Source organism: Daejeonella rubra (assembly GCF_900103545.1).
GTDB classification, from domain to species: Bacteria; Bacteroidota; Bacteroidia; order Sphingobacteriales; family Sphingobacteriaceae; genus Daejeonella; species Daejeonella rubra.
In genome coordinates this window covers 68,049-85,438 of record NZ_FNHH01000007.1, presented here as the reverse complement: position 1 = coordinate 85,438, position 17,390 = coordinate 68,049, and the positions used below count along the sequence as shown (strand labels likewise).

Below are 17,390 nucleotides of genomic sequence, written 5' to 3'. Positions count from 1 at the left end.
AAATGGACGAAAAACCCCTGGTTTCTATTGCTTTATGTACTTATAATGGCGAACGCTTTCTAAAGGAGCAACTTGATTCCATTGTCAATCAAAGTTATTCGAACATTGAACTAATAGCTGTGGATGATTGCTCCTCAGACAGCACCCTCAAAATACTCAGAGATTATGCCGAAAAATATCCATTTATAAAGGTATTCTCCAATACTGAAAACCTTGGCTATATCAGAAACTTCGAAAAAGCCATGCGACTGTGCAATGGACCATTGATCGCACTATCTGACCAGGATGATATTTGGTCATCAGATAAAATCGAAAAACAGGTTCAGTCCATCGGTAACAATATGCTCATCTACCATGACTCCGAATTTATTGACCAGCAAGGAAAGTCCCTCAATAAATACATGTCTGATGTTATGAATCTCTACCGGGGAGATGAGCCAGAAGTATTTTTATTTTTCAACTGTATTTCCGGACATTCTGTTTTACTGAAGAAGGAGTTGCTGGATAAGATGCTTCCGTTCCCGGATGCCTATTTTCATGATTGGTGGATGGGTTATGTAGCAACCAATGCCGGAAGCATTGATTATATCAGCGAAGCCCTTGTAAAATACAGGCAGCATGAAAATGCAGATACCAATATATTGAAGCGAGATCTAAAAAAAAGGAAAAAAGCAGGCATTAAATCGTCAGAACTATACAAAAGAAAGGTTCAATGGCTTAAATCCTGCGCAGAATATCCTTTTAATAAGAACACTAAACTGATTAAAAAAATTTACGAAGAGATCATCAAAAATGACAGCACCTATATCTCGGCAGGGCTCGCTAAACTGATCTATCTTAACCGTTCTCTGCTTTTCAAAATCAACAAAAAAAGTAATTACAGTAAACTAAATTTTATACTCAAAGAAATTTGGGGTGGAAAAATCAGGAAGCTATTTTCATTATAGCTTAATTATCCTGCTGTTTATAGCAGAAAACATTAATTGCCATATCAAAGCTTTCACAGATCAGCCTTGTATCTACAAAAGGGCGTTTTCGTGTAGCAGATTCCTTAATATAATAATGAAATCCCAAACTTTCGACCAGTGCAAGAAGTTCATGAAGGGTCTGCTTTGAATTCACATTGTTATGGTATTCGAAAAAGATATGATTAGCATTCTGTAAACTTTTGCCACAGTATTTTAATACAGTATCTTCAGCACCTTCAATATCGATCTTTAGAAAATCAACATCCTCGGTAAGGAAGTCCAAAAGTGGTACTGCATCTATAATTTTGGGCTCCTGATGAGCGTATTCATTGCCTATTCGTCCACCCATTCCGCCATCGGTATAGAACTTTAAAGTTTCAGTTTTTGTCCATACAGCCTTTTGATGAAGAGTGACATTCTTTAATCCAAAGGTCTTAACGTTTTCCTCCAGAATTGAGAATATTTCAGGATCGGGCTCAAAGGCAATAATATGATGTTCCGGGTAATTGAGAGAGAAATACAAAACACTCAGTCCCATGTTTGCACCACAATCAAGAATTGTTCTGGAAGTTCCGGAAGGCTTGAAGCGATAAATATCAGTTTCAAAGAGTTCATGATAAGACTCAGCAAAACTTGGTCCGTGGTGAAATTTAAAGGGCTTATCAAATACATGAGCATACCCCACAGTAAAGTGCTTATAATCAGCAATACGGCCTAATTCGAGTTTAATATCACCCGCATTAAATCTTGAACTTATACTTCTTTTAAGCCTTCTGAATTCTTTTCTTAAACCCACAAATGATAGAATAAATTGATTCTAAAAAATCACCAAAACAAAAAAAGCGATCAAAAGATCGCTTTTAATTATATCTGTTAAAATTATAATTTTCTTTTCACTTCAACTTGTTCGTATGATTCTACGATATCACCAACCTCAATATTATTGAAGTTCTGAATATTTAAACCACACTCATAACCTGTAGCAACTTCTTTCACATCATCCTTGAAGCGCTTCAATGAAGCTAACTCTCCGGTATAAACAACTACACCATCACGAATGATTCGCACCTTGCTGTTTCTTGTGATCTTTCCATCCAATACCATACAACCTGCGATCGTACCAACTTTGCTGATCTTGAAGACCTCACGTATTTCAACGTTGGAAGTAATTTTCTCTTCAAATTCAGGGTCAAGCATGCCTTCCATTGCAGCTTTAACTTCATTGATAGCATCGTAAATAATAGAGTAAAGACGGATATCGATCTGTTCAGCTTCGGCTAATTTACGTGCACTTGCTGAAGGACGAACCTGGAAACCGATGATGATCGCATCAGAAGCTGAAGCTAGCAATACATCAGATTCGGAGATCTGACCAACTGATTTATGAATGATATTAACCTGGATCTGCTCGGTAGAGAGTTTCAGTAATGAATCGGATAATGCTTCAATTGAACCATCCACGTCACCTTTAACGATCACATTCAGCTCTTTAAAGTTTCCGATCGCCAAACGACGTCCGATCTCATCAAGAGTGATATGTTTCTGGGTACGTAATCCCTGCTCACGTTGTAATTGTAATCTCTTATTTGCAACCTGACGTGCTTCCACTTCACTTTCCATCACGTTGAATTTATCACCTGATGTAGGTGCGCCCTGCATACCAAGCACCTGAACAGGTGTTGATGGTCCGGCATGGTCTAATTTAACGCCACGTTCATTATGTAAAGCTTTCACTTTTCCACTATATCCACCTGCAAGTATGGCATCACCCACTTTAAGTGTTCCAGACTGGATCAATACTGTGGTAACGATACCACGTCCTTTATCCAGGGCAGCTTCAATAACGGTACCTACTGCGCGTTTGTTAGGATTAGCAGTTAATTCGAGCATATCGGCCTCAAGACAAACTTTTTCAAGTAAAAGGTCGATACCCATTCCCGTTTTACCGGAAATTTCCTGACTTTGATATTTTCCACCCCAGTCTTCAACCAGAATATTCATGGCAGAAAGCTGTTCACGGATCTTATCTGCATTTGAACCCGGCTTATCTACCTTACTGAAGGCAAATACGATCGGAACATTGGCAGCCTGTGCATGATTAATAGCTTCGCGCGTTTGAGGCATCACACTATCATCTGCAGCAATTACAATAATTGCAATATCGGTAACGTTTGCACCCCTTGCACGCATGGCCGTAAAGGCTTCGTGACCCGGAGTATCCAGGAATGTTATTTTTCTATCGTTTTCAAGGGTAACCTCGTAAGCACCAATGTGCTGAGTAATACCTCCGGCTTCACCGGCGATCACGTTGGTTTTGCGAACAAAGTCAAGTAAGGAAGTCTTACCATGATCCACGTGACCCATTACGGTTACGATTGGAGCTCTTGGCAACAGATCTTCCGGCTTATCCTCTTCTCCGAATAATCCGCTTTCTTCGTCTTCAGGTTTTACAAATTCTACTTCATAGCCAAACTCATCAGCAACAATGGTCAGGGTTTCAGCATCAAGCCTTTGGTTGATGGAAACAAACATTCCCAAACTCATACAGGTAGAAATAACCTGAGTTACGGGAACATCAAGCATGAGTGCCAATTCATTTGCAGTAACAAATTCTGTTACCTTAATGGTTTTGGATTGTGCTTCAAGTTCTAATGCAGCATCTTCAGCTGTTTGAGCAACGTCATCACGCTTCTGACGGCGCAATTTAGCACGTTGTGCAAATTTTCCTGATTTACCTGCACCACTTAAGCGGGCAAGTGTTGCTTTGATCTGATCCTGAATTTCTTTATCCGTAGGTTCAGCTTTTGGAGCATCGGGTGTACGCGGCTTGTTTCTGAAATCCGGACGAGCAGCTCCACCAGCACCAGGTGCTGGTCTGCTTCCTCTGAAATCCGGACGGTTTCCCTGATATCCAGCACCAGGTGCCGGACGCGGAGCAGTTCCTGCCTGTCCTTGAGGAGCTTGTCCCGGCTGACCGGGAGCATTATCTTTACGCTTACGCTTACGTTTATGATCGGCACCTGCAGCAGCAGACGATGAAGCTACCGGCTGACCGCGGCGTGGCGGTGCTACTGGCAATTCAATACGTCCGATTACATTAGGACCGGTTAAACGTTCCGCTTTAGCGCGTATAACTGTCGCATTGGGGTTACCCTCCTGCGTATTCGGTTTATTTTCTTGTTTTTCCTGTACAGGCGGAACTGCTGGCGGAGCAACCACAACCGGAGGTGCCACTGCTACCGGCTCAACCTTCTCAGGAGCTTTTGGAGTTTCTATAACCTCAGCTACCGGAGCAACTGGTTCAACCTTTACAGCTTGTACCACTTCTGGTTCTTTTACTGCAACCGGCTCAGCAATTACTGGTGCCGGAGCAACAGGCTCAGGAACAACAACAGCTACCGGAGCAGGCTTTTCTGGTTCAGGACTTTTCTTTTCGGGACGGGTTTTTGAGTTAAGCTGATCTAAATCAATCTTTCCTACCACCTTCACACCAGGCAAAGAACCCTCTTCAGGTTTAGGTTCAACAACTGCAGTCTCCTTTGGTTTCTCAACCACAGGAGGAGTAAAAGGATTTACATTCTTGATCAGGATCTCTTCCTGTTCAAACTCCTTTGAATGCTGTGGCTCTGCCTTCTCAACAGCAACAGGGACATCATCGCGCCGGATCTTGCCTATAACAATTTGTTTGGCTTCCTCTTTTACAATCTTATCACCCTGATACTCCTTAAGAAGAACATCATACATCTCATCGGTGAGTTTAGTATTGGGTCTGGCTTCAACTTTGAAACCTTTTTTTCCTAAAAACTCAACCGCTGTGGACAAGCCAATATTCAGCTCCTTCGCAGTTTTAAGTAAATTTGTGCTTTTACCTTCTGACATTTATTATTTAACCTCGCTATTTTTGTACAAAAGTACGTTTTTTATATGTTATATGTTTTAGGATCGGGCAATTTCTCTGCCCGGTAATTTTTCCAAATATCCCGGATCAAATAACTTATTCGAATTCTGACTTCAGAATCTCTATAACATCCTTAACAGTTGTTTCTTCCAGATCGGTACGTTTTACCAATTCTTCAGCATTCAGTGCCAGAATTGACTTCGCGGTATCCAGTCCAACACGCTTGAATTCATCAATGATCCAGCCTTCTATCTCATCTGAGAATTCCTCAATATCCACATCCTCATCATCTTCATGTGCTTCACGATATACATCGATCTCATATCCTGTCAGCTTTCCGGCTAACTTGATATTATGTCCGCCACGGCCAATAGCCAGGGAAACCTGATCTGGTTTCAAATATACTGCCGCTCTCTTCTCTTCTTCGTCCAATTTGATACTTGTGATCTTCGCCGGACTTAAAGCTCTTTGAATATACAATGAAATATTGTTTGTAAAGTTGATAACATCAATATTTTCATTCTTTAATTCACGAACTATACCATGAATACGTGATCCCTTCATACCCACACATGCACCTACAGGATCAATTCTGTCATCGTAAGATTCCACAGCAACTTTTGCTCTTTCACCCGGTTCACGAACAATCTTTTTAATGGTGATCAGACCATCAAAAATTTCAGGAACTTCCATTTCAAATAAACGCTGAAGAAACTCAGGTGCAGTACGTGAGATAATAATCTTAGGGTTGCCATTCAGCATTTCTACCTTTTCGATAATTGCACGTACAGAATCTCCCTTTTTGAAATAATCTGCCGGGATCTGCTCAGTTTTAGGCAATAAAAGCTCATTACCTTCATCATCAAGTACCAGTGTTTCCTTCTTCCAAACCTGATAAACCTCACCGGTAACTATTTCGCCAACACGATCTTTATATTTCTTAAATATTTCGTCCTTTTCAAGTTCAAGAATTTTTGAAACAAGGGTCTGACGGGCAGCAAGTATTGCTCTACGGCCAAAACTTTCAAGTGTGATCTGTTCGATATAATCATCCCCAACTTCAAGATCAGCATCAATAGCTTTTGCCTCTGCCAGTTCAATCTCCAGATCATCATCCTCAGAAAATCCATCCTCCATCACAGTACGTGTACGCCAGATCTCCAAATCACCATTATCCGGGTTGACGATCACATCGCAATTCTCGTCGGTACCATACCTTTTACGCAACATACTGCGAAAAACCTCTTCCAACACACTAATAACCGTAGGACGGTCAATATTCTTGAAGTCTTTAAACTCCTGGAATGAATCGATTAAATTAATATTGCTCATTTTTTATTGAATTTGTCAGTCTGGGACTGACGTTATTTAAAACTCACTAAAACTATACTTTCTGATATATTTTCAAATGGGATAAAGCTTTCTATCATTTCTGCTTTTTTCCCTTTTTCTTTCACACTTTCCTGAATGGTGATCCCTGATTCTTCAGCATTGATCAATTTACCTTCCTTCGTATTACCGTCTGTCAACTTAATTTTCAGGGAACGGTTGATATTTTTCTGGAACTGACGAAATGATTTCAGCGGAGTGTCAATACCCGGAGAAGAAACTTCAAGCCTGTAAGCCTGTTCAATTGCATTTTCCTCCTCAAGATGAAAACCCACATGGCGACTAATTGCAACACAATCACTTATTGCAACACCATTATCGCCATCTACTAAAATAGACAAAATTCCGCTTCCATGCATCTGCACGTCGACCAAAAACAAATCCGGACGATCAGCGATCTTCTCTTCAACTAATTCAACAACCCTTTTCTCTATATTCATAATCGACCTTTTTTGATCCCTTTGAAAAATGGGAAGGTAAAAAAAGAGCCCCGATAACGTCGGGGCTCTTCTCAGATCGATGCAAATATAAAAAAACTATCCGGCATTGCAAATAGCTGGTTTCAATACATTTATATTATTTATCTGTACTGAATTTAAATTCAATGAAGTCACCGGTAGTGAATATTTTTCTTGTAGAAATAATATCCTCAGGCTTTCTTAGAAGCATTTTGGTGTAACACCTTGCAAAGTAAGGAATGCCAGGATTGAATTCCGTTTCAGGCTTAAACCTGACCGTTCCCTCAGCGATCGTATAAGTTCCTTCCAAAGCGGGTTGAAAATCTCTCATTTCCTGGTCGGTGGTGTCTTTATAAACAGCAAAGAAATTGACCCACTGGATGTTGTCCAGGGAATCGGCGCGAAATTCATCAATTATAAAAGATGGCACTCTGGATAATACCACTTCTGCACTATCGGCAGAAAGGCCGATCAGCAAATCGTTAGTTGTACTGTCTTTCGGCTTTTCCTGGCTGCAGGAACTAAGTACCAGAAAAAAAAATATGAAAATGTGAAACAGATTATTCAATTTCATTGTTAATTACATTTTACATAAAAAAAAAGAATATGAGACTAATCATTGAAATATTATTAATGGGAGCTGCTGTTGCCATTGCTGCATACCTGCTTCCCGGAGTAACGGTTGAAAATTTCTGGAGTGCAATTATTGCCGGAATTCTCATTGCATTAGCCAATGCCACAATCGGTATGATTCTTCGTATTCTGACCTTCCCGATCAACTTTTTAACCCTCGGACTAATGTCATTTATTATTACTGTACTGATGGTATTAATGGTTGATCAATTAATGGATGATTTCAACACACAAGGTTTTTTCTCTGCCTTATTATTTGCCGTGGTTCTTGCTTTGATCCAAATGGTATTTTCTGCTTTTCGTTCAGATAAAGCTGTTTAAGGCTTTATCAAAATCCAATCTCTGCCTGTAAAATCAGAGATTGGATTCCTTTATTTTTCTGATGCATCAGAAGTAGCCTTCTTTACAGCGGGTGATTTATCATTGGCTGTAATTGCGAATACACCGCGATTATCCATAGATCTGTAATATTTTCCCAGAATTTCAACAGCTGAAGCCCTGACCTGCGAAACACTATCTTTGAGAGCCAGCTCCTTAATTTCTCCGTAAACCGAGGTCCTCTCCTCGTTTGAAAGGTGTTCAATTACCGATAAAGCTGTATTACGAATTGCCCAGCTTTTATCCTTCATTGCCGCAATCAATGTCCTTTTTGAAAGGTTTTCATCTTTCATCTGCAATAACATGATCACCGCTTCCATTCTATCCATAAATAATGGCGCATGCCCATATTGAAATACATATTGCTGCAGGGTTTTAACCTCTGATTTCTCTGCAAGAATGTATTTTTCAGCATCAACATTTACCAGGTCCGGTAATCCGGCTACAGGAAAAATAAAAGATTGCTTTTGCTTATCCAAAACGATCTCTTTGCGCTCAACCTTCCCATTTAAATAAATATCAATTGCCATAGGAATACGGTAAAGCGGAGTTTTTGACAGGTCCTGGTTTTGCCTGATCGTTATAGAAACTTCTTTCTTTTCAGGATCAAAATTGTTTTGAATATTCAACACAGGGTGCCCCGATGCCAGAAACCATTGTTTAAAAAACCAGTTAAGATCAGTACCTGTCACCTCTTCAAATACAAGTCTCAGATCATGTATTTCAGCGGTTTTATATGCATTACGGGTCAGATATAGATGCAGTGCTTTGAAAAAGGCCTCATCTCCGACAGTCTTACGCAGCATATGCAAGATCCTGCCACCCTTCTGGTAACTGATCTCATCAAACATATGCTCCCGGTCAGCGTAATTAAATCGAATTACATCCTCATCCTCTTTACTTTTATTACTTATATAAGCCGACAGATCCTGAAGTCCCTTAAAATCCGCCTGATCTCGTCCATGTTTAAATTCATCCCATAAATATTCACCATAGGTTGCAAATGACTCATTTAAAGGAAGGTTTGCCCAGGATTCTGCAGTTACCAGATCTCCGAACCAGTGATGAAAGAGCTCGTGGGCGATTATATCTTCATGATTTTGATCAAGATACTGCCCTTCGGACATATTTAATCCTTCGTACAAAACTGTAGCGCTGGTATTTTCCATGGCTCCGCTCACAAAATCTCTCACAACAATTTGCGAATATTTATCCCATGGATAATCTACACCAAGTTTCACAGAGAAAAACTCCATCATTTCTGGAGTATTTCCAAAAACTAGCCTGGCCGTTGAGGCATATGCAGGTTCGGTATAATAACTTACCTCCTTATCGCGCCATTTATCTTTGGTGATCGTAAAATTCCCAATAGCAAGCATGGTCAGATAGGTAGAATGCGCCTGCTCCTGTCTCCAGCTATCAGTTCGTGTTCCATCACCATTCATACTTGAAAATTCAAGGCTGCCGTTTGAAAGGCTGACAAATTCGTTAGGAACTGTAATATTCAGTTCCTGAGTCATTTTTTCCTGAGGGTCATTTATTGTAGGGAACCAGTTTGAGTTACATTCGGTTTCACCCTGAGTCCAGATCTGTCTTGGTTTATTCTTGTCTTTACCGTCTTTGTTGACAAAGTAGATCCCACGGTCACCAGAGGACGAAATATCTTCGCCGACCTTCAACTTATTTGGCATGGCCACATAATCAATAAAAACTGTGTAATTCTGATCCCTTTTATAAACTTTATCAAGGGTTACTGAGAGTATTTTGCCATCATAGCTATAACGCAGAGGCTTTTTATCATAACTGTTAACCAGCGAAACAGTATTGATACGAAAACCATTTGCGTTAAGCAGCAACTGATCTGTGGCGTAAAAATATGGTTTTGCAAGAATTGTAGCCTTCCCATGAACATAAGCACTGTCCCAGTCAAAACTCAGGTCAAGCCTGGTATTTATTATGTCATTCGTTCTTGAATAGCTTCCGCGATAAACTGTTGAACCGGGCATATTTTCAGTAACTGTTACCGGATCAAGGTTCACCATTTTGGGTGCAGAACAGGATAACAGAAAAAATGCTGCCACAAGGGGGCAGCATAGTATTAATTTATATTTCATCATTATTTTTCTGCCAAAAGATCATCAATTGTTTTCTCGAACTCTTTTACAAAATCAGCATAATGGCTTCCGGTTCCGGGTCCGCTAAAACCGGTATGGATCTTTCTGATCTTGCCATTTTTATCAATGATCATGAGAGTTGGAAAAGCTATAAATTCCTTAAGCATCGGTAAACTTTTTGAAACCTCAACTTTATCATTCGTAAAGCCTGTGATCAGCATATCATAGGGCACAGAAAATCTGTCCCTCAATCGGGATATATTTTTTCTTGAACGTTCAAAATCTTTGGAACGCTCATAAGCCAATGCAACAACTTCAATTCCTTTTTTCTGATACTTTTTATGAAAGCTGGTCAGGTAAACCGTTTCATCCATGCAATTAGGGCACCATGATCCAAAAAACTGAACAAGCACGATCTTATTCTTAAACTTCTCGTCAGAAAGTGATACTTTTTCCCCGTCAAGACCCGGAAATGAGAAATCAATTTTATCATACCCATCTTTAAGATCCGTTAATGAATAAGCATCCGGAAGAATTGCATTAGCATCTTTATTAGCAGTCCAGGTTTCAATGGAAGAAAATCCTGAATAGAATTTACCATCCGTTATTGTACTGTCATTCATAAGCTTACCTGTAAATAGATAAGCATGGCTCCCGTCAAAACAAGAGAGATACAGTTTATTATCAGAAACTGTTCCTTCCAGGAAGCGGTAATCACCGGTTGCAGTTAAGAATGTTCCGAAAACACGGCCATTTTCCTGGCTAAATTCACCAACTGCGGCATAGCTGCTTTTTTTATCAATATTATTAAAGGTTACCGACCAACGACCGCTTATGCCGGTGTTTGATTCAGAATTAACTTTGAAAAAGCGCCATGAATCACCCTGTCTGGCGTCAAACTGCAAAACTTCATCACTATCTCCATAATGCTTGATCCATCGTCCGCTAAGAGTTTCATTTTTGAATTTTGCTCTGATCTCTGAATCAAAAAGGGGCATCTGAATAATTAAAGAATCTGATATTGTAGAAATTTCATTAACTCTGAATCTCTCTTTTCCATTGACAATATCCAGAAATTTTTGATCTGCAGAATCGGTCACTTCAAAATTAAAAGGAATCTCTGCACCGGATCCTGTTTTGAGGGTAGCGCGCCATATTCCTTCCTTTAACCCGTCGTCAGAAGTACCTTTACAGGAAGAAAATACCGTAATAAGTACCCATAATGATGTAATATTGAAAATATATTTCATAGTTGAATGTACTATATTATTTCAAAATCTCGCGTGCAATAACTATACGCTGTATCTCCGATGTACCTTCATATATCTGAGTGATCTTGGCATCGCGCATAAGTCGTTCAACATGATACTCTTTAACGAAGCCATATCCGCCATGTATCTGAACAGCTTCAACGGTAGTTTTCATGGCTACCTCAGAGGCAAAAAGCTTGGCCATTGAACTTGCCTGTGCATAAGGCAGTCCCTGATCTTTTAACCAGGCAGCTTTTAAGCAAAGCATCCTGGCAGCCTCAATTTCAGTTGCCATATCTGCCAGCTTAAACTGTATGGCCTGATGGCCTGCAATAGGTTTCCCAAATGCTTTACGTTCTTTTGAATAGGATAATGCCAGTTCATATGCACCGGAAGCTATGCCCAATGCCTGAGAGGCAATACCTATTCTTCCCCCATCAAGAGTTTTCATTGCAAAAGTGAAGCCAAAACCTTCTTCACCAATCCGGTTTTCCTTAGGTACCTTAACATCTGTAAACATCAGAGAATGAGTATCAGAACCGCGAATACCGAGTTTATTTTCTTTAGGCCCAACACTAAAACCTTCCATTCCCTTTTCAACAATAAGCGCATTAATACCTTTATGTCTTAGTGCGGAATTAGTTTGAGCGATTACCAGGTATGTAGAAGCATTACCACCATTTGTGATCCAGTTTTTTGTTCCGTTCAACAGGTAGTGATCGCCCATATCTACGGCAGTGGTATGCTGGGAAGTAGCATCTGAGCCAGCTTCAGGCTCAGACAGACAAAATGCGCCGATCTTTTCTCCGGCAGCTAATGGCTTCAGATATTTTTCCTTTTGAAATTCGTTACCATATTTTTCAAGGCCAAAACAAACAAGGGAATTATTGACAGAAACAACAACAGAAGCAGAAGCGTCTATTTTTGAGAGTTCCTCCATGGCAAGAACATACGAAATGGTATCCATTCCTGAGCCATTATATTTGGGATCGACCATCATACCAAGAAAGCCCAACTCTCCTAGTTTTTTGATCTGTTCATGAGGAAATTTTTGATGTTCATCTCTCTCAATTACCCCTGGTTTCAATTCATTATTGGCAAAATCTCTTGCAGCCTGTTGTATCATCAGGTGCTCTTCGGATAGTTCAAAATACATACTAATTGGTTTAGTTGTTCAAAAATAGTGTTTCAAGCGGGAAATCCTGAATGCAGGAACATAAATGTTTAATCAAAATAATAGAACTCTGCTTCAGGATGACTTCCTGAATGCAGGGGTTATGAATGCTTAATATGATAATTGAGGTCTGCTTCAGGAGGACATCCTGAATGCAGGAACATAACTATTTAATCAAAATAATGGAATACTGCTTCAGGATGACTTCCTGAATGCAGGGGAAACGAAAAATTAAAAATAAAAACAATTTGCTGCTTCAGGATGAAAAAAAAGGGTTAGGAGAGTGATCTTATCTTTTTTTCAATAATAGTGGTGGAGTAACCTGAGAGGTATTCAATGGTTTGAACATCACCGCCATATTCTAAAACGAGATCTGATCCAACGATCTGATCGACTGTATAATCGGCACCTTTAACCAGGACATCTGGCCTGACTTTGGCAATTAGTTCAATTGGTGTAGGTTCATCGAACAGGATAACAGCATCAACAAATGAAAGGGAGGCAAGCATGATCGAGCGGGAGTACTGATCAATTATTGGTCTTCCCGGACCTTTAAGAGCCGATGTTGAGGCATCTGAATTGAGTCCGATAACTAATTTATCCCCCAGATCGGCAGCTTTTGAAAGGTAGTCAATATGGCCAAGGTGCAGCAGATCGAAGCAACCATTGGTGAATACTATTTTCTTCTCAAGCAGACGCCAAATATTCAGTCTGGCGCGCAGCTCTTCAGTACGAAAGACCTTTCCTTTAATAATTTCCAGCTTGCTCATTACTGATCTTTTTTGGTGAACTGATAAATAGCAAAATTAAGCTTATTGAACCAGTAATCAGAATAATTAATGTTTGAGATGAGTGAAGTAATAAGGCAAATGCAAGTCCATTACTTTTATCAATCCCATAAATGGTCAATCCTTCTGAAACCATCCAGTGAAATGCCCCAATGCCTCCCTGAACAGGAGCAATCATTGCCAGACTACTGAAAACAAGCGTTGAAAGTGCCTCAAGTGCTCCAAGACCGGAAGTAGCTTTAAGAGCAATAAAACATAAGTAAATGGATAATCCATACATTATCCAAATCAAAATTGAATAAATGATGAAGCCAGCTTTATTTTCCATAGACGTAACTGATAGAATTCCACTCCTGATATCCAGATAGAAATTATGGAATCGAACCCAAATTCCCATTTTCTCCCTATTTTTAAAAATATAGAAAAGGATCAGTGTAAGGATCATCATACAGAATGCAAAAACCAGAAGAGTGAATTGACCGGTACTTCCACTTAGTTTTATCAGTAAGTTATTATAGAGAAAATCTGATAGCAGACCAAACTGGAGTATTACTGCCAAAAATGTAATAATCCCAAGCATCAGGAGATCTATCAGGCGTTCAGCAACTACTGTACCTATTAGTTTTACAATAGGAATTTTATCAGTTTTGTTGATTACCCCACATCGTGATACTTCACCCATCCTGGGAAAGGCAAGATTAGCCAGATAGCCAATGAGTACGGCATAGAAGGTGTTCATTAGCGTAGGGGTTCCATGTCCCAGCGAACTGATCATCATTCTCCAGCGATATGCCCTCAGTAGATGAGCGAGATTTGCGAAGAAAATTGATGCAAATACCCATTTATACTGAGCTTTCTTCAAATCTTCAAGCAGTAAATTCAGATCCTGATCTTTGAAGGCAAAGAACAAAAGTACTATGCCTATAATCAGGAGAATGAAATATTTGAAGCTATTCGCTATTAACTTTTTCAAAAATCGTGACCCTATTTAAGTATCATATTATCAATAATACGGATCGACCCAACTTTAGCTGCAACAAGGGCAATAAGGCTTGCGGAACGTTTAGAAGTAACAGCTTCAAATGATTTTGCATTAAAAATCTCGAAATACTCGAGTTCTATACCAGGAGCGGATTTCAAAAAAGAGTTTACTTCCTTTATGATCTGTGCAATGGTTTTAGTTTTATATAATTCCACTACTTTAGATAGTGCCTTATATAATGCAAGTGCATTCTTCCTGTCTGGGGGTGATAAATAAATATTTCTGGAGCTCATTGCCAATCCATCACTTTCTCTGATAATCGGGCAAAGCACAAGCTTGATCTTTACCCGAAGTTTTTTGACCATGTAAGAAATAACCATAAACTGCTGGTAATCTTTCTGTCCAAAAAAGGCATAATGCGGGTTTATTGTATCGAATAACTTCTTAACGATCTGGGTAACACCCTGATAATGTCCCGGCCTGATCTTTCCTTCAAGGATCTTATCCAGGTTACCAAGCTCAATATTCCATTTCTCGGTACTGTTATACATTTCAGCAACACCAGGGATAAAGAGTACATCACACTTAACTTCTTCCAGTTTTCTGATATCATCTTCAACCGGCCGCGGATAGTTTTCGAGATCTTTCTTGTCATTGAACTGAGTAGGATTTACAAAAATACTGCAAACAATAACATCGGATTTTTGTCTTGCAAGTTTAATCAGGGATAAATGCCCGGCATGTAATGCCCCCATAGTCGGAACAAATCCTATAGAATTACCTGATGCTCTCAATTCATTCAGATAGTTATGAACCGCTTGTCTGCTATTAAAGATTTTCAAAATATAAACTGATTTTACTGGCCTCAAAAATGGTTAAATACTTCCCGAGAACCAAAACGATTTGCGTAAATCATTGATATTTCATAAGATAATGCTTATCTTTGCTCTTCTAAAATTTTTCACAACCTCAAATTAACCAAATCGGAGATGGCAAAAACCAAGATTCTTTTTATTACGCATGAGATGTCGCCTTTCCTAGAATTAACCAAAATTGCTGAGATTACCCGTCACCTGCCACAGGCGATGCAGGACAAAGGATTCGAAATCCGCATACTAATGCCCCGCTTCGGAAATATTAATGAACGTCGTAACAGGCTTCATGAAGTAATTCGTCTTTCAGGTATGAACATTATCATTAACGACAATGATAATCCTCTGATCATTAAGGTTGCTTCGATCCCTTCAGCTCGTATGCAGGTTTATTTCCTCGACAATGAGGAATACTTTCAAAGAAAACATGTCTTCGCAGATAATAGCAATAAGTTCTATGAAGATAATGACGAACGTACTATTTTCTTCTGTAAAGGAGCTCTTGAGACAGTCAAAAAATTAGGTTGGTCGCCAGAAATTGTTCATTGCCATGGCTGGATGAGTTCATTAGTACCTGCTTATTTAAAAACTATATACAAAGACGATCCTACTTTTAAAAATTCAAAAGTTGTTTACTCTGTTTACGATGACCATTTCCAGAATTCATTAAATGCTGATTTTGCAAAAAAGGCAATAATGAATGGAATGAATGCAGAGCATACTGAAATGTATTCAGAGGCTACCAATACAGCTCTTAACCTGGGTGCAATTTCATACTCAGATGCTGTTGTTTATGCAAGTGAGAACATTAATGAAGAAGTGTTAAAGTTTGTTAAAAAAGGCAATAAACCGACCCTGGAGTTCAATTCTACTTCAGATTACGAAAATTATTACAACCTTTACGAAGAAATAGTTAGCGAAGAACTTATTTCATTAGCATAAAAATAAATAAGCAAATGACCTGAACTACTGACATGATTTAATATTGGTCAGTGTTGAAGTAAAAATAGAGTCATGAGGCTTTTAAAAAAAAATGTAATACAGATGAAATTATACAAACTGGACTTATTAACGCTGTTGATAAGTCTTTTTATTTTAAGTGGCTGTCAGGAAACTGAGTCAATCGGACTTAATGTTGACCCTGCTACAGAGATCAAAGGAAGTTTTATAGACACCATTACAGTTAATGCTGCAACTGTAACTGAAGATACTATCATTACCAATACCCTGGAACAGTATCCCCTTGGATATCTGAATGATCCAATAATGGGTAAAACCACTGCTAACATTGCAATGTCTCTAACACTTGATCCTCCGGGACTTACATTTGGTACAAGCCCGGTGTTAGATTCAGCAGTATTGGTATTATATTATGGTAATGAATTCCATGGTGACAGTACTTCTCAATTTCAGGTTGAGGTTCACCAACTTACAGATGCACTGAGTGAGTCAACTCCGTATTATAACACAAAAGCTGTAGGTTATAGCAGTACAATACTTGGCAGCAAATCTTTAAGATTCAATTTAAAAGATAGTGTGAGAGTTTACGAATTAGTTACAGGAAAAGCTGATGTGCAAAAAACAAAGCCACCTCATATCCGTATCCAATTAGATCGAAACTTCGTTACCACTAATTTTTTGAATGCCACTTCAACAGTTTTATCCAGTGATACAGAACTAAATAAAGCAATAAAGGGGCTGTACCTTACTGTTAATAAAGCTCAGACTACTGGCCCTGGAGGAATAGCATTTTTGAACCTAACGGATTCAAGCAGGCTTGAAGTTTACTATAAAAGCCAGAATGGCACCTTAATAGATACAACCCTTCACAAATTCCCTATTAAGAATAATTCATCGCCTGTAATTGCAGATTTTAAACATGATTATACTGGTACAAATATTCAGGCACAACTGAATAACCCTAACACGAAATTTGATTATACCTATGTTCAAGGATTAGGCGGGCTGCGTACACGTATTCGTTTTCCCTATATTGATAAGTTAAAAAGTCTTGGCAATATCACAATCAATAAGGCTGAGCTAATAGTATCCGTTGTAGGCGGAACTGATAATTTCAAACCTGCCCAGAGGTTATTGCTGTACCAGACAGACATAGCCAACCAAAGGCAATTTATCCCGGATTTCAGTACCGATCCTGTAGTTTCAATGACCGACCTTGATTTTGGAGGTTTTTATGACACGACTAACAAGCGATATAAGTTTGTAATTACAACCTATATTCAGAATATACTTAAAGGTAAATTAAAGCAATATGACACCTTCATTGCTCCGGTAAGCCTGAATTATAATCGTCAATCAGGTCCTGTTTCATCAGGAACAACTGCCAAAAGTGCTGTAATCGGTAGTGGTAAAGCGGGAGTTAGTTATAAGATGAAGCTAAATATTATTTACAGCAAAATAAATTAGGCTTCTAATTCCCAACTCCCCTTAAAATATTCATTCAAATCAGTAGTTTAGTAAAATCT

At 39.1% G+C, this 17,390-nt stretch carries 15 protein-coding genes; 4 read left to right on the top strand and 11 right to left on the bottom strand.

Annotated features, from left to right (window positions below; all coding sequences use genetic code 11):
• Positions 1–2: 2 nt before the first annotated feature.
• A complete protein-coding gene (locus BLR27_RS06925) occupies positions 3–947 on the top strand; it encodes a glycosyltransferase family 2 protein (protein WP_090702591.1) in 945 nt (314 codons plus the stop codon).
• A 1-nt stretch (position 948) separates the two neighbouring features.
• Here the strand turns inward: BLR27_RS06925 and BLR27_RS06920 are convergent, their stop codons facing one another.
• The 5 genes from BLR27_RS06920 to BLR27_RS06900 all read right to left on the bottom strand — a co-directional run bounded on the left by BLR27_RS06920 (position 949) and on the right by BLR27_RS06900 (position 7,287).
• A complete protein-coding gene (locus BLR27_RS06920; RefSeq protein ID WP_090702588.1) occupies positions 949–1,764 on the bottom strand; it encodes an FkbM family methyltransferase in 816 nt (271 codons plus the stop codon).
• An 83-nt stretch (positions 1,765–1,847) separates the two neighbouring features.
• Positions 1,848–4,847 carry a translation initiation factor IF-2 gene (gene infB / locus BLR27_RS06915; RefSeq protein ID WP_090702586.1) on the bottom strand — a complete coding sequence of 1,000 codons (3,000 nt, stop codon included), beginning with the start codon at positions 4,845–4,847 and terminating at the stop codon, positions 1,848–1,850.
• A 115-nt stretch (positions 4,848–4,962) separates the two neighbouring features.
• On the bottom strand, positions 4,963–6,198 hold the full coding sequence (gene nusA / locus BLR27_RS06910) for a transcription termination factor NusA (RefSeq protein ID WP_090702583.1): 1,236 nt from the start codon (positions 6,196–6,198) through the stop codon (positions 4,963–4,965).
• Between the two features lie 32 nt (positions 6,199–6,230).
• Positions 6,231–6,695, bottom strand: coding sequence for a ribosome assembly cofactor RimP (gene rimP / locus BLR27_RS06905; RefSeq protein WP_090702580.1), 465 nt, complete (start codon positions 6,693–6,695; stop codon positions 6,231–6,233).
• Positions 6,696–6,831: 136 nt separating this feature from the next.
• Positions 6,832–7,287, bottom strand: coding sequence for a hypothetical protein (locus BLR27_RS06900; protein ID WP_090702575.1), 456 nt, complete (start codon positions 7,285–7,287; stop codon positions 6,832–6,834).
• Positions 7,288–7,319: 32 nt separating this feature from the next.
• Here BLR27_RS06900 and BLR27_RS06895 point away from each other — a divergent pair, with 32 nt between their 5' ends.
• Positions 7,320–7,667: a phage holin family protein gene (locus tag BLR27_RS06895; RefSeq protein ID WP_090702572.1), complete on the top strand. Its 348-nt coding sequence runs from the start codon at positions 7,320–7,322 to the stop codon at positions 7,665–7,667.
• Between the two features lie 50 nt (positions 7,668–7,717).
• Here the strand turns inward: BLR27_RS06895 and BLR27_RS06890 are convergent, their stop codons facing one another.
• From BLR27_RS06890 to panC, 6 genes are all read right to left on the bottom strand, one after another.
• Positions 7,718–9,841: a M1 family aminopeptidase gene (locus BLR27_RS06890; RefSeq protein ID WP_245704462.1), complete on the bottom strand. Its 2,124-nt coding sequence runs from the start codon at positions 9,839–9,841 to the stop codon at positions 7,718–7,720.
• The gene (locus BLR27_RS06885; RefSeq protein WP_090702569.1) at positions 9,841–11,088 is read right to left on the bottom strand and encodes a TlpA disulfide reductase family protein; all 1,248 of its coding nucleotides are present in this window, start codon (positions 11,086–11,088) and stop codon (positions 9,841–9,843) included. Before BLR27_RS06885 ends, BLR27_RS06890 begins: the two co-directional genes overlap by 1 nt.
• A gap of 16 nt (positions 11,089–11,104) precedes the next feature.
• Positions 11,105–12,244 (bottom strand): acyl-CoA dehydrogenase, encoded by a 1,140-nt coding sequence (locus BLR27_RS06880; RefSeq protein WP_090702566.1) that lies wholly within the window; start codon positions 12,242–12,244, stop codon positions 11,105–11,107.
• A 293-nt stretch (positions 12,245–12,537) separates the two neighbouring features.
• The gene (rfaE2, locus tag BLR27_RS06875) at positions 12,538–13,032 is read right to left on the bottom strand and encodes a D-glycero-beta-D-manno-heptose 1-phosphate adenylyltransferase (RefSeq protein WP_090702562.1); all 495 of its coding nucleotides are present in this window, start codon (positions 13,030–13,032) and stop codon (positions 12,538–12,540) included.
• Positions 13,010–14,023 carry a lysylphosphatidylglycerol synthase transmembrane domain-containing protein gene (locus BLR27_RS06870; protein WP_176767627.1) on the bottom strand — a complete coding sequence of 338 codons (1,014 nt, stop codon included), beginning with the start codon at positions 14,021–14,023 and terminating at the stop codon, positions 13,010–13,012. Before BLR27_RS06870 ends, rfaE2 begins: the two co-directional genes overlap by 23 nt.
• A gap of 11 nt (positions 14,024–14,034) precedes the next feature.
• A complete protein-coding gene (panC, locus tag BLR27_RS06865; RefSeq protein ID WP_090702883.1) occupies positions 14,035–14,874 on the bottom strand; it encodes a pantoate--beta-alanine ligase in 840 nt (279 codons plus the stop codon).
• 147 nt (positions 14,875–15,021) lie between these two features.
• Here panC and BLR27_RS06860 point away from each other — a divergent pair, with 147 nt between their 5' ends.
• Entirely contained in the window at positions 15,022–15,846 is an 825-nt protein-coding gene (locus tag BLR27_RS06860; protein ID WP_090702555.1) for a glycogen/starch synthase, read from the top strand.
• 102 nt (positions 15,847–15,948) lie between these two features.
• The gene (locus tag BLR27_RS06855) at positions 15,949–17,331 is read left to right on the top strand and encodes a DUF4270 domain-containing protein (RefSeq protein ID WP_176767626.1); all 1,383 of its coding nucleotides are present in this window, start codon (positions 15,949–15,951) and stop codon (positions 17,329–17,331) included.
• The last annotated feature ends 59 nt before the right edge of the window (positions 17,332–17,390 follow it).

What these genes read in the sequence shown, in the direction of transcription:
- rimP (WP_090702580.1), bottom strand. Translation starts at nt 6,695, where the DNA reads ATGAATATAGAGAAAAGGGTTGTTGAATTAGTTGAAGAGAAGATCGCT.
- BLR27_RS06900 (WP_090702575.1), bottom strand. Translation starts at nt 7,287, where the DNA reads ATGAAATTGAATAATCTGTTTCACATTTTCATATTTTTTTTTCTGGTA.
- BLR27_RS06890 (WP_245704462.1), bottom strand. Translation starts at nt 9,841, where the DNA reads ATGATGAAATATAAATTAATACTATGCTGCCCCCTTGTGGCAGCATTT.
- nusA (WP_090702583.1), bottom strand. Translation starts at nt 6,198, where the DNA reads ATGAGCAATATTAATTTAATCGATTCATTCCAGGAGTTTAAAGACTTC.
- BLR27_RS06925 (WP_090702591.1), top strand. Translation starts at nt 3, where the DNA reads ATGGACGAAAAACCCCTGGTTTCTATTGCTTTATGTACTTATAATGGC.
- BLR27_RS06855 (WP_176767626.1), top strand. Translation starts at nt 15,949, where the DNA reads ATGAAATTATACAAACTGGACTTATTAACGCTGTTGATAAGTCTTTTT.
- BLR27_RS06860 (WP_090702555.1), top strand. Translation starts at nt 15,022, where the DNA reads ATGGCAAAAACCAAGATTCTTTTTATTACGCATGAGATGTCGCCTTTC.
- rfaE2 (WP_090702562.1), bottom strand. Translation starts at nt 13,032, where the DNA reads ATGAGCAAGCTGGAAATTATTAAAGGAAAGGTCTTTCGTACTGAAGAG.
- BLR27_RS06895 (WP_090702572.1), top strand. Translation starts at nt 7,320, where the DNA reads ATGAGACTAATCATTGAAATATTATTAATGGGAGCTGCTGTTGCCATT.
- BLR27_RS06885 (WP_090702569.1), bottom strand. Translation starts at nt 11,088, where the DNA reads ATGAAATATATTTTCAATATTACATCATTATGGGTACTTATTACGGTA.
- infB (WP_090702586.1), bottom strand. Translation starts at nt 4,847, where the DNA reads ATGTCAGAAGGTAAAAGCACAAATTTACTTAAAACTGCGAAGGAGCTG.
- BLR27_RS06880 (WP_090702566.1), bottom strand. Translation starts at nt 12,244, where the DNA reads ATGTATTTTGAACTATCCGAAGAGCACCTGATGATACAACAGGCTGCA.